Genomic DNA, 16,498 nt, shown 5'->3' on the forward strand with positions numbered 1-16,498 from the left:
CCCCCCCCCCCGCCCCCCCCCCCCCCCCCGGGGCCGGGCCCCCCCCCCCGCCGCCGTGTTCCGCCGCCTGCCGGGCGCGGGACGAGCCGGATCAGTTCTCGTCGTAGTAGCGCGCCTCGATGACGTTGCCGTCCGGGTCGGTGAAGTAGTAGGTCCGCGGGGAGTATCCGCGGGCCCCGAAGGAGTTCTCGATGCCGACCGACGTGTCGCCGCCCTCGGCCTCGACGCGCTTGCGCAGCGCGTCGTAGTCGGCGTACGGCAGCGCGATGCAGATGTGGTTGACCGGATGCCCGGACGTCCCCGGCACCTTGAAGTTCTCGTCGACGCGCGGCGCGCTCGCCTTGGCGGCCAGGTCGATGATGGCGTGCGGGGACACCCGGACGCTCGGGAACGGCGCCTTGCCGTCCCGGAACTCCTGGGCCCGCACGCCCTCGAAGCCCACCACGCGCTCGTAGAAGTCCAGCGCGCGGAGCTGGTCGTCAACCCAGATCACGATGTGGTCGATGGTCGCCTGCACGAACGCCACGTCCTTACCGCGCCCTGATCCGAGGTGTGCGAGCACCGGTGAGCGCGGGATCCGGCCTCACGGCCGCCAAGCGGCCTCGGGGTCGTCGAACATGGTAGCCGGGTCCGAGAGAATCACCGCGCTCAATGGCTTGTGCATCCAATCCCGGTCAATACGGACGCGCATCACGCGCTCCATGAGCGCCAGGCAGGACGCGCCGGGAGCCTCGGTGTCCGGGCGTACGCCCTCTGCCCAGCGCGGCAGCGGGACCGCCGCACCGGCCGGGACACGGCGTGTGTCCACCGGGTCGAAGACCACCTGCACCTGGCCGTCCTCGGCATACATGACCTGGTGGTCGCCGTGCATGTCCCAGTACGCGCTGAAGAACCGGCCGCCGTCCGCCGACGCGCGCCGGGCGATCTCCGGGATGCTGCCGTGGTAGCCGGTGTTCTCTATCGTCACCACGCACGAATCGGTCGACACGATCAGCATCGGGTGGAACGAGCCGGCCTCGGGCAGGGCCAGTATGTCGCCTATCTGACGGAACGTCATGATGCGCCGCGGAGCCCCGCCGCCGCCGAAGGCGCGCACGACGTCGTCCTCGGAGCGGCCGGAGACAACGGTGATGGTGAGCGCGACGAGACCGTCCTGTTCCGCCCACCGGTAACGCTCTACCAGCGTGTCCAGCATCGGGGCCTCCAACCTGTCGTGATCGTCCTGCCCGGATCCAGCATGCCTCTCACGACCGACAGCCGTGATGGGTTCACTGAACGCGAACGTGCGCCTACCCAGTTCGGCGACCTTTCAACGGAAGTCCTCTTGCCTGATGGGAGGGCCGAGGTGGCCGATCCGTTCCCACCAAACATTCGTATTCCGCACAGAAAGGACACTCGGCTTGCCCGGGGGGCAAGTTCCCTGAGCATCATGCCCCGTTGCCTGCATGAACCACGTGGTTATGCGTCGGCAACCAGGAGGTTGAGGTGGTCGCGCGCCGCGTCCAGCGCGGTACCGCCCGGCCCCGGGACAAGCCGGCGCAGATCGACTATGCCCGGGCCCAGATTCCGGGCCGCGTCCGTGTACCCCAGCCGCAGCCACAGCGTCTGCGCCGCGTCGGCCGCGGACAGCGTGCCGGGGGCGTCCGGCGCGACCGTCTCCGCCAGCCGCTGCGCGAGCGCCGCGTACTGCCGCGCCGCAGTGGCGTACAGCCCCGCCGAGGCGGTCAGATGGGCGCGCACCTCGTACGCGTTGAGCGTGAACGGGTGCGCCGGACCGTGCCGGGCCTCGACGCCGCGAGTCAACTCCTCGGCCAGGGTGAGCGCCTCGACGTGGTTGTCGTCCGCGGCGGCCTGCTTGATCGCGTCGAGGTACTCGCGCACTTCGGCGGGCGGCCGGGCCGGACGGGAGTCCTCGGCACGGGCGTCGGCTGCCGATCCGGCGTCCGCGCCGGTGTCCGGCTCCGCTTCGAGGGGGGCCTCGGGGGACGGCTCGGCGCGCGGGACCGGGGCGTCCGCGGCTGCCGCGGGGGGAGACTCCAGGGGTGCCGTGAACGGCTGCGTCAGCGGCTCCGCCAGTGGGGCGCGCGGCTCGGGGAGCACGACGCCGACAGGCACCTCCACGGTGAGCGCGTCCTCGCCGGCGTCCGGGGGCGAATCGCCCCGGCCGGCGTCCCGGTCCTCGGTCCCGGAGTCGGCGGCGGCTGCGGCCAGGTCCGCCAAGTGCGCCCGCGCACCCGCCAGCGCCTGCCCGCCCGGCCCCGGAACGTACTTGCGCACCTGGACCAGGCGCTCGCCGCAGGAAATCGCGGATTCGTCCGGCGGCATCCGCAGCCACAGCGCATGGGCGTTGTCGACCACCGCGACCGTGTCCGGATGCCCGGGGCCGCGGCCGACCAGCCGCGCCTCGGCGATGTCGAGGTACGCGGACACCGCTGAAGCAGCATCCCCTGCCTCGGCGATGAGGTACGCCCGCACTTCCCGGACGTTCAACGTGTGCGGATGGTCCCGGCCCAGGTCGGCGACCAGCGCATCGATCACGGCCTCCGCCGCGCCCAGCGCCTCGTCGTACCGTCCCGTCGCGGCGATCGCCGCGACCTCGGCCAGTGCGGCCCGCAGTTCGGGCGGCGGAGGGGGCGGCTCGGCGCCGCCCGGGGGTGCGGCGCTCAGCAGCGCGGTGGCCCCGGCCGCCTCGCGCGCCTCGGCCAGCGACGCGAGATGCTCCTCGGCGGCCTGCCTCGTGTGCGCGCCGACGCCGAGGACGAGTTCGCGCAGGGCGACGACCGCGGGACCGAGATCACGGGCCTGCTCCACGCTCTCCAGTTGCAGCCACAAGGTGTGTGCGGCGTCGGCGGCATTGCGCGTCGTGTCGTGCCCCGGGCCGTGGATGCGGGCACTGCGCCGCGCGGTCTCGGTGTAGAGCGTGACCGCCTCGGCCGTGTGCCCGGCCCGCGCGGTGAGCCAGGCCCACGTCTCCAACGCGTCCAGCGTGTCGCGGTGTTCGGGGCCCAGGCCGTAGCGCGTCTCCATGGCCTGGGTCAGGTCGCGGGCCTGGTCCAGTGCCGCCTCGAACCGCCCCTCGGCCACCGCCGTGCGCAGATCCTCGACACCGGCCTGGTAGAGGTAGCGGCCCGCCGAACCGGGCGGGGTGAGCGCGATGCGGATGTGGTCGCCGTCATCCGACTCGGCATCCCATGTCGGTGCAAAACCGGTCGAAGGGGTGACCGGCGGCGGAGGGATCGAGTCGTCTGCCGCCGGCGTCGGCGTGGCCGCCATCCTCGATGACGTCGCCGCGCTTGCGGGGGCCGACGGGGTCGGGGGCCCTTGGACCGCCTCCGGCGAAGCCGGCGGTGCCGCGTGCCGGCCCGAGGAGCCGGTCGGCGGGTGCTCCGCTTCCGCCTGCTCGGGCACCGTCACCACGTACTGCGTCGTGCCCTCCACCGGCAGCCGGTTGACCAGCGGGAGCGCGGTGCCCGGCGGTGGCACTATCTGCACCGTGCCGTCCGGCAGTTGCGCCCGGCCGAAGACGGCAGGGTGCACGGTCGCAGCGTCGACGAGCGCCGGGCACCCCAGGAATCCGCGCCGGGCCGCCACGGTCAGCGTGCGGGTGAACGCATGGGCCGGATCGTCGTGGGTCGGCGGCGCGGTCAGGACGCCCCACAGCGGCAGACGGTCCGCCAGCAGCCCCGGGGAGACCGCGATCTCGGCCCGCAGATCGGCGGAGGCCGTGAGGTCGGCGATGACGAGCGTCTGCCGCGCCTCGCGGATCCGCAGCGTCTCGGCCAGCCAGGCCCAGGGCAGCCCGTCGTACCGCACGCTGCTCGCCGTGGAGTCGCGCAGGGTGACGTGGAGTTCGCCGCGCCGGTCGGGCATCAGATGGCCCGTCAGGTACACGAGGACCGGTCCGCGCGTGACCGATGCGCGCTCCAGATAGCCGCGTACGGTCTGCGGCCCCGACCCGGCCGGGAGCTGCACGACGTCGGCCGGCGCGTCCGGGACGAGGATCTGCGGCGGCAGCCCGACCCATCCTGCGAGCGCGGCCTCGGAATCCTCCAAGGCGCGATTGCGGCGCCGGCCTTGACCGACACCGGCGACCAACAGGACGAATCCCCGCCGCCCTTCCGCGGACTCGCGTGAAGGGTATGCCTGGTTCGCCGCGTTTTCCGTGGACATGCCCACCCCCGCGCGATGACGCGATTCCGGCCAGCAGCGGGAACTTACCGCACGTCCCGATGCACCCGGTATGCCCGGCCGACCGCGGACAACTACCGGGTACAGCCAACCTTCCGGTAGTGCCGACGAGTTGGCCGGATAGAAGGGACAATGCCCTAGGTCTCGAACGTACATGCGCGCCCAAGTCGACCAGGCGCCTCCGGCTGGACACACGGGGGTGGCGACGGGGCAGGATGGCGGGACCGAGATCGGTGTGACGCATTTCGGCGGCCCGGGCCCCGCCCGGTTCGGACCGCCGTGGGATCGGGGGGCACCATGCGGCAGACAATGGCGGCCGCCGGACGGCCGGGCACCGAGTTCGCCCCGCCGTGCCCGAACGGCGGACCCCATCGGCATGTACCCGGCCCGAGAGCGCGCGGCATGCGTCCGCGGGATGCCGCATGAGGCCCGGCCGGGCCCTCGTGCTGACCCTGGTCCTCCCGTTCCTCCTCATGGTGGCGGGGCTCCTGGTCATCGCGGCGCTGGCCGGCGGGCTCCCGGCGAACCAACTGGTGGCGCCGGTCAACGCGGCGTTCAACGCGGCCCGGGTGCCCGAGGCGTACCGGGAGTGGATCGCCAAGGCCGGGGCCCTGTGCCCCGAGGTCACCCCGCAGCTCCTGGCCGCCCAGATGGAGCAGGAGTCGGGCTGGAACCCCACCATCGTCAGCCCCGTGGGCGCCCAGGGCATCGCACAGTTCATGCCGGGCACCTGGGCGACCTGGGCCACCGACGGCGACGGCAACGGCACCAAGGACGTCTGGAGCCCCGCGGACGCCATCATGGCCGCGGCCCGCTACGACTGCGCTCTCGCCGAGCAGGTCCGCGGATACGTCCAGGCCGGCCGCGCGCAGGGCGACATCCAGGACCTCATGCTGGCGGCCTACAACGCGGGGCCGGGACGCATCGCGCAGTACGGCGGCATCCCCCCGTACGCCGAGACGCAGCACTACGTGCGGAACATCCGGACCCTGATGGACAAGTACCAGGACGTCATCCCGGACATCGCGGCCGGCACCCCGTTCGGCATGGCGGTCGTGGAGTTCGCGATGCGCCAGCGCGGCTGGCCCTATTCGTGGGGCGGCGGCAACACCCGCGGGCCCTCGGAAGGCTTCGGTCCGAACGGCAACAACATCATCGGGTTCGACTGCTCGGGCCTGGTCATCTACGCCGTGTACCAGGCGTCCGGCGGCAAGATCTCGCTGCCGCACCTGTCCCAGATCCAGACCACCATGGGCACCGGCATCGTGCCGGCCACCCGCGGATCGCAGGTCGACCAGCGGCTGATGGCCCCGGGCGACATCATCGGCATCGACCCGAACCGCAGCGGCGACTACAGCCACATCGGCATCTACATCGGCAACGGCCAGATGGTGCACGCCCCCAAGCCCGGCGACATCGTCAAGGTGTCGGACTTGTCCGAGTCGTTCTATGCGAACGCGAACTGGCAAGTGCGGAGGTTCGGATGAGCGGCGGCGCCGAGATGCGGGCGCAAGGACTGCGCGGGACGGTCGCGCTGCTGGCCTTCCTGGCGCTGATCGTCGGCGCGGCTATGTTCGGCGGCTGCGGGCTGATCGGCAAGGGCCGCACCGCGAACACCGGCAACGAGACCCCGGCCGCCCCGGCCACCGGGACCGGAACCGCGTCGCGCCCGCCCGTCTCGGTGCCTCCCGCGCAGCCCATCCCGCGCGGCAGCGGGACGCCCACCGTGCCGCTCCCGCGCCTCGACCAGGTGCCGCAGAGCGACCCGACTGCCGTGTCGGCCGCGGCGGTTACCGTGCTGTACACGTACGACACGACGACCGACACGACGGCCCAGGACGCGGCGGTACGCGCCGAACCCTGGTTCACCTCGCAGTTCGCGGCGAGCCAGCGCGAACACGTCGCGGTCGCGCCGCCCGGCGCGGAATGGACCACCTGGACCGCGCACAAGGCGTACACCGCGCCCGTCGTCGAGGCGGGCCGCGACCCGGCGCCGGGCGACACGCCGTCCAAGGCATTCCGGCAGTGGCTGGTGCGCTACACGCCGACCGGACGCGACGGCTGGAAGGGCGAGACGGTCACCGTGGTGGTGTTCGTCACGCTCTCCCGTGCGATCCCGTCGGACCCGTGGCGCGTGTCCGACCTGAGGGGTACGTGACGCCCATGGCCCGGCAAGGTCGGACGAGCCGGTGAACGGCGGGGAAGGGGACCACGGGATGCCCACCGAAGCACAGGGGCCGCAGGGCCGGCCGGCCCGCGGAGGCACCGACGGGCCGGCGGGCCCGCTCGGCGACCTCCCGACGCCGGCCTGGCTGCGCGAGCCGGACGAGGACGACGCACCGGAGGCCCCCGCCGCCGCGCCACGCCGCCCGCCGCACGCCCAGGACGCCGCACAGCGCCAGGCACCGGCGGCCCCGCCCTGGACCCCCGCCCCGGCTTCACCCTTGGCTGCGACGCCGACGCCGACGCCGACGCCGCCTCAGGGATCGACCCCGACCCCACCCTGGGCCTCGACTCCGGCTGCGCCCCCGACTTCACCGTCCGTCCCGACCCCGACCCCGACCCCGACACCGACGCCGGGCGAGGACCGATTGCCGTCCCCGCCCCAGGCGGGTTCGCGGCTGCCCGGACCGCCCCTTCCCCCGCCACAGGAGGTCCCGGCGGCGCAGTCCGCCGACCAGGAGCCGCGGCAGATGACCGGCGCCCCGGCGGCGCCGCACGCCGAGCGGGAGCCGTGGCAGAAGACCGACGTCCCGTCGTCCGACGAGCGCGAGCCGTGGCCGCGGCCCGCACCGCCCCCGCGCGACCTGCGGGACGACCGCCCCACCGGCGGCAGTTGGAGCACCGCCGGACCGGTCCTGCCCGGCGGGCGGACACAGGCGCCGGTGCCCGGCACGCCCGCGAGCGTCCCCGCGCCGCCGCTGCGGTCCGGTGACGACCGCCCGTGGCCGCTGCCGCTGGACGACGCGGATGCGCCGCAGCGGAGCGCCGCCTCGCCGGCCCGCCGCACCGCCCCCGACCCCGAATCGGAGCCCGACCCTTTCCCGGCCGCCGCGTACACCGCCGAAGCGGGCCGGCAGCCCTGGGAGCACCCGGACTTCGCCGACGGCGCCGAGCAGTCCACCCGGTTCATCCGCTACCAGGGCGACGACGGCTGGGACGAACCGCTGCGCCGCCCGCCGCTGTTCCGGCGGCTGATCATCGTGGCGGTCGTCTTCGCGGTACTCGTCGCGGCGTTCGTCGTGCTGGCCTTCACCCGGGGCGGCCGCGAAGACGAAAGCCCGCCCCCGCCCACCCAGACCCCGAGCACGACCGCCGCGGGCAACCCCTCCGGGCCGGCCGTGCTGCCCGCCGCCGCGCCTCCCGGGTGGTCGCGTACGGCCGCCTGGACCGTGAAGGTGGCCGCACCCTCGGCCCGGGCCGCGACAATAGCCTCGACCACGACGGCCGTCGCGGTCGTGTCACCCGAGAAGAAGGTCGTCATCCTCGACCCCGCCGACGGGCGCTCCAGGCGCACCTTCGACCTGCCCCCGGGCGAGTTCCACGGGCTGCGCATCGCCTCCGTCGACGGCAAGCCGTCCGTCGTCGTGCACGCGGGCACGCAACTCGCCTACGCACCCGCCGACGGATCCGCGGCGCCCACCGCCCTCGACCTGGCCGACCCGGACGCCATGGTCACGTACGCCGGCGACTCGCCGCTGATCGTGGCCCGCGGCGCGGTCTCCGTCGTCAAGGACGGCAAGATCGCCCCGGTCACGATGCCCGCCGGAGCGACCGCCATGGCCGCGGACGGCGCAACTGTCATAGCCGCAGTGCCGGTCGGCCCGTGGTGGATCGTCACTCCCGGTGCCGAACCTGCGGCCATCACCCCCGAACCGCCCCGTCCCGGTGCGACGATCTACAAGATGGCCGCGGCCGGGCACAATCGCGTCGCTGTGATGTGGACGGGCCCGGACGCCGCGACCGTGACCGTCGTGCTGTACGACGCGGGCAGCGGGAAGGCGCAGATAACCGCCGACGCGCCGCTCGACGAGATGCGCAAGACCGCATGGGTGTGGGGGACGGATGGGCAAGTCGCAGCGCTGGGGGCGCTGGTGTTCGACCTCAAGGCGGCAAAAGCTTCTGTGCGTCCGGGGTTCGGTCCCGTCATCGGGTGGGGCAACCTCCTGTACGGGCAGAACTCCTCGGATGCGCAGACCTTCCAGGCGATCGACGCCACGGATCCGAACCGGGCGCCCGTGCCACTCGGCACCGGCGTACCCCTGCCCTGGGGCGCACCGACCGGAAGCCTCATCCTGATCCTCGACACGACGCCGTCCACCGCACCGACGCTGTTCGCCCTCGACCAGGTGCGCACCGCATCGCCCGCGCCCGGACGTTCGACCTGACCGCACCACGACCAGAAAGCCGGAACCTCCTCAAGGAGTCCCCGCATGGACCACGAGCTGCGACGCAAGCTGATCACCACGGCCGTCTCGGTCTCGCTGACCGTTGCCGCGTTCTCGACGGCCGGTGCGGCGCACGCCGAGGAGGTTCCCGGCCCGCCCGCGAGTGCGTCGGGCAGCGCGGAACCGGGCCCGGCCGACGCCGGACCGGTGCCCGACGACGTGCCCACGGTGCCCGCCGCTGCGGTCCCGCCCGGGGCGCGACAGCCTGATCCCCCGGCCGCGCCCGGCACTTTGCCGCCCGGCAGCGGCACCGGGACGCCGCCTCCGACCCCGGCCGCGAGCCCGGGCCCCGCCGAACCCGGCCCGGCGACTCCGCCGCAGTCCGGCACTCCGGCCTCGCCGAGCCCGGAGCCGGGAACCGGGGCGGGTACCGGAGCCGAACCGGGACCGGGCAACTCCCCGGGGACGATGCCCGGCACCCCCGGTACCCCCGCCGCCCCTGGTCCTTCCGCATCTGCGGTGCCGGTCCCGGCCGGCGGTACGAAGCCGACCACGGGCCCGGACACCGTCCCGGTGTCCGGGACGCTGCCCGGGTCCGGTCCCGCCGCCGGCTCCGACGTGCCGGCCGCCGACCGCGGCCCTGCCGCGCCCGCAGGCCTGCCCGCGCCCGCCGCGGCTCAGGAACTTCCGCCCGCGGCAGCAGCATCGGGCACTTCCGGTACGTCGTCCGCCGTGCCCGACCAGGTGCCCGCCGACCCCACCGGCGGTGCCGCGGCGGCCCCGGACGCCGATGCGCAACCGGTCGGCGCGGTGGCCCCGATGGGACCCGTCGCCGCTGCCGATCTTCCGCTGCCCGCGGCTGCGCAGCCGTTCCCGCCTGCCCCGCAAGGGCGTTCCGGCGCCGGGACGCAGGTGGCGCCGGTTGCGGACGTCCGCATTCAGGATCCCGCGGCCGGAACTGCCGCGGCCGGTCCCCAGGCACCGGGCGGACTTCCGCTGCCCGCGGCCGCAGTCGAAATGCCCGGCGGAAAGCCGTGGATCCCGTCCGGCCCGTCGGTGCCCGAGGTCCCCGAACTACCGCCCGCACCCAAGCCGGTCGAACCCATATCGGCTCCCGTCACGCCCGTGGTGCCGCCCGTCGACGACGCGCAGGAGCCGCCGGCCGCGAAGCCGAAGCCGGCCGACCCGCCGAAGAAGCCGACCGCTCCCACGAAGCCGGCCAGGCCCGCCAAGCCGGTCGTGGCGGCCGCCAAGCCGGCCCCGCCCGCGCCGAGCGCCGCCCAGGAGCGCCCGGCGCCGCCGAAGCCTGCCGTGGTGGCACCGATCCTCGAGGTGCTGAACCCGAAGCCCCAGGAGCCGCCCGCGGAACCCCCGGCCCAGGCACCGGCCCAACCGCCGAAGGAACAGCCGCCCGTTCAGCCGCCCGTTCAGCAGCCCGTCCAGCCGCCCGCAGAGCAACCGCCGGTGTCCGGTGCACCCTTGACGCCCGATCCGGCCGTCCCGGAAAAGCCGGGCGGAGCCCCGGCCCCGGCCGTGCCCGAGAAGCCGCAGGCACCGGCAGTCCCGGAGATCCCGAAGACTCCGGAGACTCCGGAGAGCCCGGTACCCGCTCCCGAGAAGCCCGTCGAGCCTGCCCCCGCGAAGCCGGCCCCGCCGGTCGACCCCGCGCCCGCACAGCCGCAGCCCGTCGACCCCGCGCCGGAAAAGCCGGGCGAGCCCAAGCCGGTGCCGAAGCCGACCGAACCGAAGCCGGCCGAGCCCAAGCCCGCGGCGCCTGCCACGCCCCCGGCGGAGCAAGCCCCGGCCGTACTACCGCCCGTCAAGGTGGTCGGCCAGGTCCTGCCGGCCGACGCGCCGCCCACGTCCATACCGCCCTCCCCGAACGCCACGGCGTAGCTTGCGCCACGCTGCCGACGATCCAGAAGCGCCGCACCCACGCAGGAGTCCCGCATGACCGTTAGCCCTGACACCCGGCTCCGTCGGGTCGTTGTGCTGCTCTTGGGCGTGGTCGCGGCGCTGCTTCTGAGCGTCGGCACCGCGGCGGCCGCCCCCACGCCGACCCCGACACCGACGCCGAGCCCCTCCGGGAGCGCGACGCCGGGGCCGGGCACCCAGAGCCCGAACCCGGGCGGTGGCGGCGGCGGTTCGGGACCGGCCGAGTTCTGCAACCAGCTGCCCAGCCCGGCCAAGGAGGAGTGCCAGACCAGGACCGGGAACAACCCGCTCACCTTCGCGACCGACCCGCTGGGCTCGATCGCCAAGGCGACCGCGGAGGCCGCGGTGTGGTTCATCGGGAAGCTGGCCATCGCGATCAACTCGACGACCGACGTCGACTTCACCAACCAGGGCTTCCTCAAGCAGTACGCGGTGGTCTTCGCGGCCTCGGCGTTCCTCACCTTGATCGTGTGGATGGTCGCGGTGTCGAAACGCGCGATCCGGGGCGTGCCGCTCGGCACCGCGATCGGCGAGGCCGTGGGCTACCTCTGGCTCGCCGTCATGGCCTCGGCGTTCACCCCGCTCGCGCTGCACCTGTCGGTGTCGCTGGTCGACTCGATCACCGCGGCCATCGCGAGCGGCACCAAACAGGACACCGACAAATTCCTGGAGGGCTTCTCGCAGGGGCTCGATCCGCAGAGCCTGGGCGGCGGTCCGGTGACGCTCATCTTCGTGTCGATGTTCGCGATCCTGGCCGCCATGATCCTGTGGATCGAACTGCTGGTACGCGCGGCGCTGTTGTACGTGGGGGCGATCCTCGGCACGGTCGTCTACGCGGGCGTCGTGGACCGCGACCTGTGGGGCCATGTGCGGCGCTGGGTCGGCATGATGGTGGCGATCCTGCTCGCCAAGCCGATCATCGTGATCGTGCTGGGCCTTGCGATGGCGGCCAGTACGGGGGGCACCGACAAGCTGGCCGCGGTGCTGACCGGTCTGGCCATCATGTTCCTGGCGATCTTCGCGTCGGTCATGGTCTACCGCTTCGTGCCCGCGTTGGGCGACGAGGTCGCCTCGCTCAAGGCCGGGCGCCTGGAGATGGCCGCGGGTGCGCGGACCGCCATGACGGGCGGGCCGGCGTCGTACGTGAAGGCCGGAATGGGCGTGCACGCCAGCCGCGGCACCGCGGCCACCATGGCGTCCCCGGGCGGCGGTTCCGGCGGCGGGTCGGCGGCCGGCGGCGTCTCGTCGGGCATCTCGGCACACGGCAGCGACGCGCCCCCGAGCGGCAGCAGCGGCGGAGGCGGGGGAGGGGGAGGCGGCGCCCAGGGCGTTCCGCTGCGGTCCCCGCGCTGGCTCGACTCCCCGCCGCCGCCCCGCAATCCGTCGCCGCGCCAGGAGTAGCCGCGCCAGGAGCAGTCGCGCCCAGGGCGTGCCGGGGTCTCAGGACTCGCCGGACACGCCCTGGCCGTCGGCTGCCCCGGCCTTCCCGCTGTCGGCGCTTCTGCCGTCCTGGTCGTCGCCGTCGTCCATCCGGTACAGCAGCACGGTCCCGCCGACCCGGACGGTCCCTTCCGTGCGCGGCGCCTCGGAGGCGTCGTGCAGTTCGAGGACCAGGCCGGCCATGCGCTCGCGGAACTCGTCCCAGACCTCGGGGCGCAGCCACAGTTCGACGTCCGAGGTGACGCCGGGTTCGTCCGGCGTCCGGTGCCGGGACCGCTCGCGCAGGTTGTGGGCGAGGGTCTCGGCGAGCATGACCGCGGCATCGCCGTCCTGCCGGTCGGACAGCGGCGTACCGCGCACCGCCCGGTAGAGGCGCTCCACTCCGCCGCGCTTCTTGCGCGTGCCGGTCTGCTCCACGAGCCCCGCCGCGCCCAGCGTGCGCAGGTGGTGGCTGGCCAGGGCCTGGGACACCCCCACTTCGCGGCCGAGTTCGGCCGCCGACTGCGGGGCGGCCCACATCAGCGACATCATGCGCAGCCGCGTCGGATGGGCGAGGGCCCGGAGCACGGGGTCGTTGGTGGTCACGTGCGCCAGTAAATACCAGGAGCAATCCGGGCGGTCCTGCGGCGCCCTCGCCTTCCCCCTACTCCCAAGCATTGACTTGGAGGTAGGGGGAAGGCAGGCTCTGCGGCAGCGCGCTGCGCGGTGGAACCCCGTGCCGTGGCGCGCATCCGCCGGGGGAGGAGAGACCATGTCGGCGACGTCCTGGCCGATAGGCCGCGTCCTGCGCGACCGCAACGCAGGCCTGTACTTGGGCAGTGTCGTGGTCTCCGGGTTCGGGACCTCGGCGATGGCCATCGCCGCCGGGGTGTGGGTCAAGTCCCTGACGGGTTCGGACAGCCTGGCCGCGCTCGCCGGCGTGTTCCTGTGGCTGCCCACGCTGTTCGGGCCGCTGCTGGGCACCCTGGCCGACCGCACCGATCGGCGCCGGCTGCTGATCCGGACCAATCTGGCGATGGCGGTCGTCCTGCTCGCCCTGCTGACCGTGCGGTCCGAGGACCAGGTCGCCGTCGTCTTCGCGGTCTTGGCGGTGTACGGAACGGCCATGGTGCTGCTGGACTCCGCGGAGTCCGCACTGGTCGCCGCCGGGATCCCCGCCGACCTGCGCGGCGACTTCAACGGGCTGCGGATGTCCGCCAACGAAGGCATGAAGCTGCTCGCCCCGCTGGTCGGCGCCGGCCTGTTCGTGCAGTACGGCGGGCACGCCGTCGCCCTGGTGGACGCTGCGTCTTTCGCGGCCGCCGCCGCCCTGTTCGCCCTGGTCCGCACCGACCCGGCACCGGCCGCCGCGCCGACGCAGTCCGCCGATACTCCGCCGGACACCGGCCCCGCGCGCGGCCGATGGCTGCGTGACACCGCCGACGGCATGCGCGAACTGTGGTGCCGGAGCACGCTGCGAGCCCTGGTGCTCGCCGGTGCGGTGACCATGGCCGCGGCCGGGCTGAACGGTGCGGCGATCTTCGCGGTGGCCGACCGCGGCCTGGGCAGGTCACCGGCCTTCATCGGGGTTATGTACGCGGTCCAAGGCTGCGGTTCGGTGCTGTCCGGCCTGGCCGCCGGGCCGCTCATGCGCCGCATGACGGGCCGGTGGTTCGCGGTCGCGGGCATCGCGGTCTTCGCCGCCGGCGTACTGGTCCGCGGCACGGGGAGCACGGAACTCGCCCTGGCCGGCAGCGCGGCCATCGGCGCCGGGCTGCCCTGCGTGCTCATCGCCGCGATGACCGCCGTGCAGCGCGACGTACCGGAGACCCACGTGGGGCGCGCGGCCGCGACCGCGGGCACCGTCGTCTTCGCCCCGAACGCCCTGACCGGGGCCCTCGGCGCGGGGCTGCTTGCGGTCTGCGACTACCGCGTCGTCCTGGTCGCGTCCGGTGCCGTGGCGCTGCTCGGAGCGCTGGGCCTGGCGCTTTCGACCGCCACGGGACGGCTGTCGCCGTGCTGTGCCAGGATCGGCGGGTCCGAAGATCGCCGGGCTCCACTTCGTCGGGGATGACCACCTGTGCATGTACTCACCACTGCGCTCCGCCTTGCCGAACCCCGCGTCGCCGCGGCGCTGCAGGTGCGGTTCCGGTCCGAGCTGGAGGCCCTGCTGGCCGAGTGCACCGGCATACCCCGGCACATCCTCGGCCGGCTGCTGGACGAGGACGCCTTCGACCTCACCGGGTACCTGAACGAGACCGGCAAGGACGGCAAGCACGCCACCGAGCTGAACCTCGCGGCGGCGCGGCTCGGCGACCCGGAGACCGCGGCCTACCTGTTCCGCAGCCGCGCCCGGGTGGATCCCGCGGTCCTCGACGAGGTGTTCGCCCGCATCACCCGCCCCGAAGACGGCGTCTGGTACGCGCAGAACGGCCTGGCCTGGGCGATACGCCGCGAAGCGGGCGCGGATCCGCTGTTCGTGCTGCGCCTGCCGTTCGACCTGCTGGTCCAGCAAGTGGCCGCGGACCGCTGCAAAGAAGTCCCTTATGCCGTCGCGGTCGACCTGTGCGTCGCGGTGGCCGAGCGCCGCGGCCGGGACGCACTGCGCGAACTGGCCGCCGCGGACCTGGGGCACCCCGGGCTCGCCGCACTGCTCGTCCAGGCCGCCGAGGCTCCTGCCCCGGCCCACTTCCTTGCCGACGCGCGGCCCCCGCTGGACTGGGCCGACGCCGCCCAGGTGCGGACCTTCCTGCGGGTCAGGATGGCCGGCGGGTGGTCGGACGAATACGCGGAGACGCCGCTGGACTGGGACCTCGTGCGGGCCGAGCACGCGCGCCTGCCGCTGAGCGGCGAGAGCCTCTCCTGGCTGATGAAGTGGCCGGACTGCCCCGACGACATCCAGGTCGCGGCCATTGAGGCCTATCCGTACTACGCCATGCGCATGGCCCGCCGGCTGCCCTTCGAGATGCTCGGCCACGAGGTGTTCGAGCGCTGGCCCGACCAGTTCGCCATGCTCATGCGGCGCGGCATCCAGGAAGGCTGGATATCCGCCGCCCGCGTCCTGGCCGAGGCCGCTCCGGCCGGGCGCGTGCTCGCCGCACTGCCGTACGACGAGCAGCCCGTCCGCGACGCACTCGCCGACGTGTTCGCACCGCTCGGCACCGACCCGACCGCGTGGCTGACGCTGTACGCCAAGATGCCCCGCTTCGAAGGCAGCGCCGCGGAGTTGGCCGCCGCCGTCGCGGCCACCGCCAAGCGCACCAAGACCTGGCCGCGCCCGCTGCCCGCGGTGTTCCCGGCCACCGAACCGGAGAACACTCGCGCGACGTTCCTCGGCATCATCGGCGCCGTCGCCGACGGCGTGACGATCGCCCTGGCCCCGTACTTCGACGCCCGCTCGGTGCAGCACATCCTGGTCTACGGCCACCGCTCGCCCGAGGTGCGCGACGCGCTGGCCGCCGCCCACGGGACGCCCGCCCTCGCCTCCTACGCGGCCTGCGGCACGCTCGACCCGGAGGAAGTGGAGTGGCTGCTCGGCCTGGACGAGCCGGCCGTCGACGCGATGCTGTTTGCACACGCCCGCATCTCCGACGCGGAGCGCACCCGGCTGCTCTTCGGCATCCGCCGCAACGGCACGCGCGACCGGGTGCCGCCCGAACTCCTGGCCGTGCTCGAAGAGTTGAACCTCGGCCACTACCGGGCGCGCCTCACTGCCGGGATGACCGGCGGCGACCCCGGCGTCGCGGACGTCATCGTGCGGCGGCTCCGGCTGGGCACCGAGGGCGGCCGGCTGCGGCTGGTGGCCGCGGTGTGGGAGCGGTACGGCGCCGACGAGGCCCGCGCAGTGGTGCAGCCGGGCCGCATGCCCGTCGCCACCGTCAAGCTGCTGACCCGGTTCCTGGACGCCGACGACCAGGCCGCCGCGCTCGGCGAACTCCGTGCCCGGGTGGCCGTGGAGGACTCGCCGGACAAGGTCGTCGCGTACCTGGCCAAGAAGGCCTCGGACGCCGACGACCATTTGCGCCGGCTGCTGCAGGAGGGTGCGGAGCTCCCGTGGCCGCAGCTCGTCGAGGCGGTCCAGGCCGACCGGCTGTCCGCGCAGATGCTCGCGAACCTGATCGAGCAGAAGGACAGCCCGCGGGAGTTCGTGATCGCCGGGTTGCACGCGCAGGCGAAGCTGGACAAGCAGCGCCAGCCCCGCTACCGGGACTGGCGCGAACACGTGCTGCGCCGCGGCGTCATCAGCCCGGCCGACCTCCTGGAGCTCTCCGTGCGCCCGTCGGGCGTCCTTGCGACGGTCGCGCGGGACCGCCGTTTCACAGGGCAGTTCACCAGGGAAGAGCCGTGCGCCGAAGGCCGCGCGCTGGTGGCCGAGTACCTCGGCGACGACGTCGAGGCGTGGACGGTGGCGATCCGGCTGGCCGACGACTTCTCCGGGACGACCCGCGAACTCCTGGCGACCGCAAAGGCCATGGCCCAGTAGGGGCATCACGGCCGGGGGGGGGGGGGGGGGGGGGGGCCCCCCCCCCCCCCCGCCGCGCGGGGGCAACCCGGGGCCCCCCCGATCA

Annotated in this window: 11 protein-coding genes; 7 read left to right on the top strand and 4 right to left on the bottom strand. The window is 74.1% G+C overall.

Going from position 1 to position 16,498, the window contains the following annotated elements; translation table 11 throughout:
* Positions 1-91: 91 nt before the first annotated feature.
* The 3 genes from LZ495_RS12830 to LZ495_RS12840 form a co-directional block, all read right to left on the bottom strand.
* On the bottom strand, positions 92-526 hold the full coding sequence (locus LZ495_RS12830) for a VOC family protein (protein ID WP_235052255.1): 435 nt from the start codon (positions 524-526) through the stop codon (positions 92-94).
* Positions 527-583: 57 nt separating this feature from the next.
* Positions 584-1,195: a DUF6461 domain-containing protein gene (locus tag LZ495_RS12835; RefSeq protein WP_235052256.1), complete on the bottom strand. Its 612-nt coding sequence runs from the start codon at positions 1,193-1,195 to the stop codon at positions 584-586.
* Between the two features lie 263 nt (positions 1,196-1,458).
* Positions 1,459-4,053: a tetratricopeptide repeat-containing protein gene (locus LZ495_RS12840; RefSeq protein WP_235052257.1), complete on the bottom strand. Its 2,595-nt coding sequence runs from the start codon at positions 4,051-4,053 to the stop codon at positions 1,459-1,461.
* Positions 4,054-4,610: 557 nt separating this feature from the next.
* On the opposite strand from LZ495_RS12840, the gene LZ495_RS12845 reads away from it, so the two are divergent.
* From LZ495_RS12845 to LZ495_RS12865, 5 genes are all read left to right on the top strand, one after another.
* Positions 4,611-5,675: a bifunctional lytic transglycosylase/C40 family peptidase gene (locus LZ495_RS12845; protein WP_235052258.1), complete on the top strand. Its 1,065-nt coding sequence runs from the start codon at positions 4,611-4,613 to the stop codon at positions 5,673-5,675.
* Positions 5,672-6,346 carry a hypothetical protein gene (locus LZ495_RS12850; protein WP_235052259.1) on the top strand — a complete coding sequence of 225 codons (675 nt, stop codon included), beginning with the start codon at positions 5,672-5,674 and terminating at the stop codon, positions 6,344-6,346. Before LZ495_RS12845 ends, LZ495_RS12850 begins: the two co-directional genes overlap by 4 nt.
* Before the next feature lie 535 nt (positions 6,347-6,881).
* Positions 6,882-8,576, top strand: coding sequence for a hypothetical protein (locus tag LZ495_RS12855; RefSeq protein WP_235052260.1), 1,695 nt, complete (start codon positions 6,882-6,884; stop codon positions 8,574-8,576).
* Positions 8,577-8,621: 45 nt separating this feature from the next.
* Complete coding sequence (locus LZ495_RS12860; RefSeq protein WP_235052323.1) at positions 8,622-10,472, top strand: hypothetical protein; 1,851 nt, start codon at positions 8,622-8,624, stop codon at positions 10,470-10,472.
* A 54-nt stretch (positions 10,473-10,526) separates the two neighbouring features.
* Positions 10,527-11,912, top strand: a complete 1,386-nt coding sequence (locus LZ495_RS12865) for a hypothetical protein (protein ID WP_235052261.1) — start codon at positions 10,527-10,529, stop codon at positions 11,910-11,912.
* Positions 11,913-11,951: 39 nt separating this feature from the next.
* Here the strand turns inward: LZ495_RS12865 and LZ495_RS12870 are convergent, their stop codons facing one another.
* Positions 11,952-12,536 (bottom strand): ArsR/SmtB family transcription factor, encoded by a 585-nt coding sequence (locus LZ495_RS12870; protein WP_235052262.1) that lies wholly within the window; start codon positions 12,534-12,536, stop codon positions 11,952-11,954.
* Positions 12,537-12,702: 166 nt separating this feature from the next.
* On the opposite strand from LZ495_RS12870, the gene LZ495_RS12875 reads away from it, so the two are divergent.
* Both LZ495_RS12875 and LZ495_RS12880 read left to right on the top strand, forming a co-directional pair.
* Entirely contained in the window at positions 12,703-14,004 is a 1,302-nt protein-coding gene (locus tag LZ495_RS12875) for an MFS transporter (protein WP_235052263.1), read from the top strand.
* 6 nt (positions 14,005-14,010) lie between these two features.
* Positions 14,011-16,413, top strand: coding sequence for a hypothetical protein (locus tag LZ495_RS12880; RefSeq protein WP_235052264.1), 2,403 nt, complete (start codon positions 14,011-14,013; stop codon positions 16,411-16,413).
* The last annotated feature ends 85 nt before the right edge of the window (positions 16,414-16,498 follow it).

It is taken from the genome of Yinghuangia soli (assembly GCF_021502675.1).
In the GTDB taxonomy this organism is placed as follows: domain Bacteria; phylum Actinomycetota; class Actinomycetes; order Streptomycetales; family Streptomycetaceae; genus Yinghuangia; species Yinghuangia soli.

What these genes read in the sequence shown, in the direction of transcription:
- LZ495_RS12835 (WP_235052256.1), bottom strand. Translation starts at nt 1,195, where the DNA reads ATGCTGGACACGCTGGTAGAGCGTTACCGGTGGGCGGAACAGGACGGT.
- LZ495_RS12845 (WP_235052258.1), top strand. Translation starts at nt 4,611, where the DNA reads ATGAGGCCCGGCCGGGCCCTCGTGCTGACCCTGGTCCTCCCGTTCCTC.
- LZ495_RS12850 (WP_235052259.1), top strand. Translation starts at nt 5,672, where the DNA reads ATGAGCGGCGGCGCCGAGATGCGGGCGCAAGGACTGCGCGGGACGGTC.
- LZ495_RS12855 (WP_235052260.1), top strand. Translation starts at nt 6,882, where the DNA reads ATGACCGGCGCCCCGGCGGCGCCGCACGCCGAGCGGGAGCCGTGGCAG.
- LZ495_RS12860 (WP_235052323.1), top strand. Translation starts at nt 8,622, where the DNA reads ATGGACCACGAGCTGCGACGCAAGCTGATCACCACGGCCGTCTCGGTC.
- LZ495_RS12865 (WP_235052261.1), top strand. Translation starts at nt 10,527, where the DNA reads ATGACCGTTAGCCCTGACACCCGGCTCCGTCGGGTCGTTGTGCTGCTC.
- LZ495_RS12875 (WP_235052263.1), top strand. Translation starts at nt 12,703, where the DNA reads ATGTCGGCGACGTCCTGGCCGATAGGCCGCGTCCTGCGCGACCGCAAC.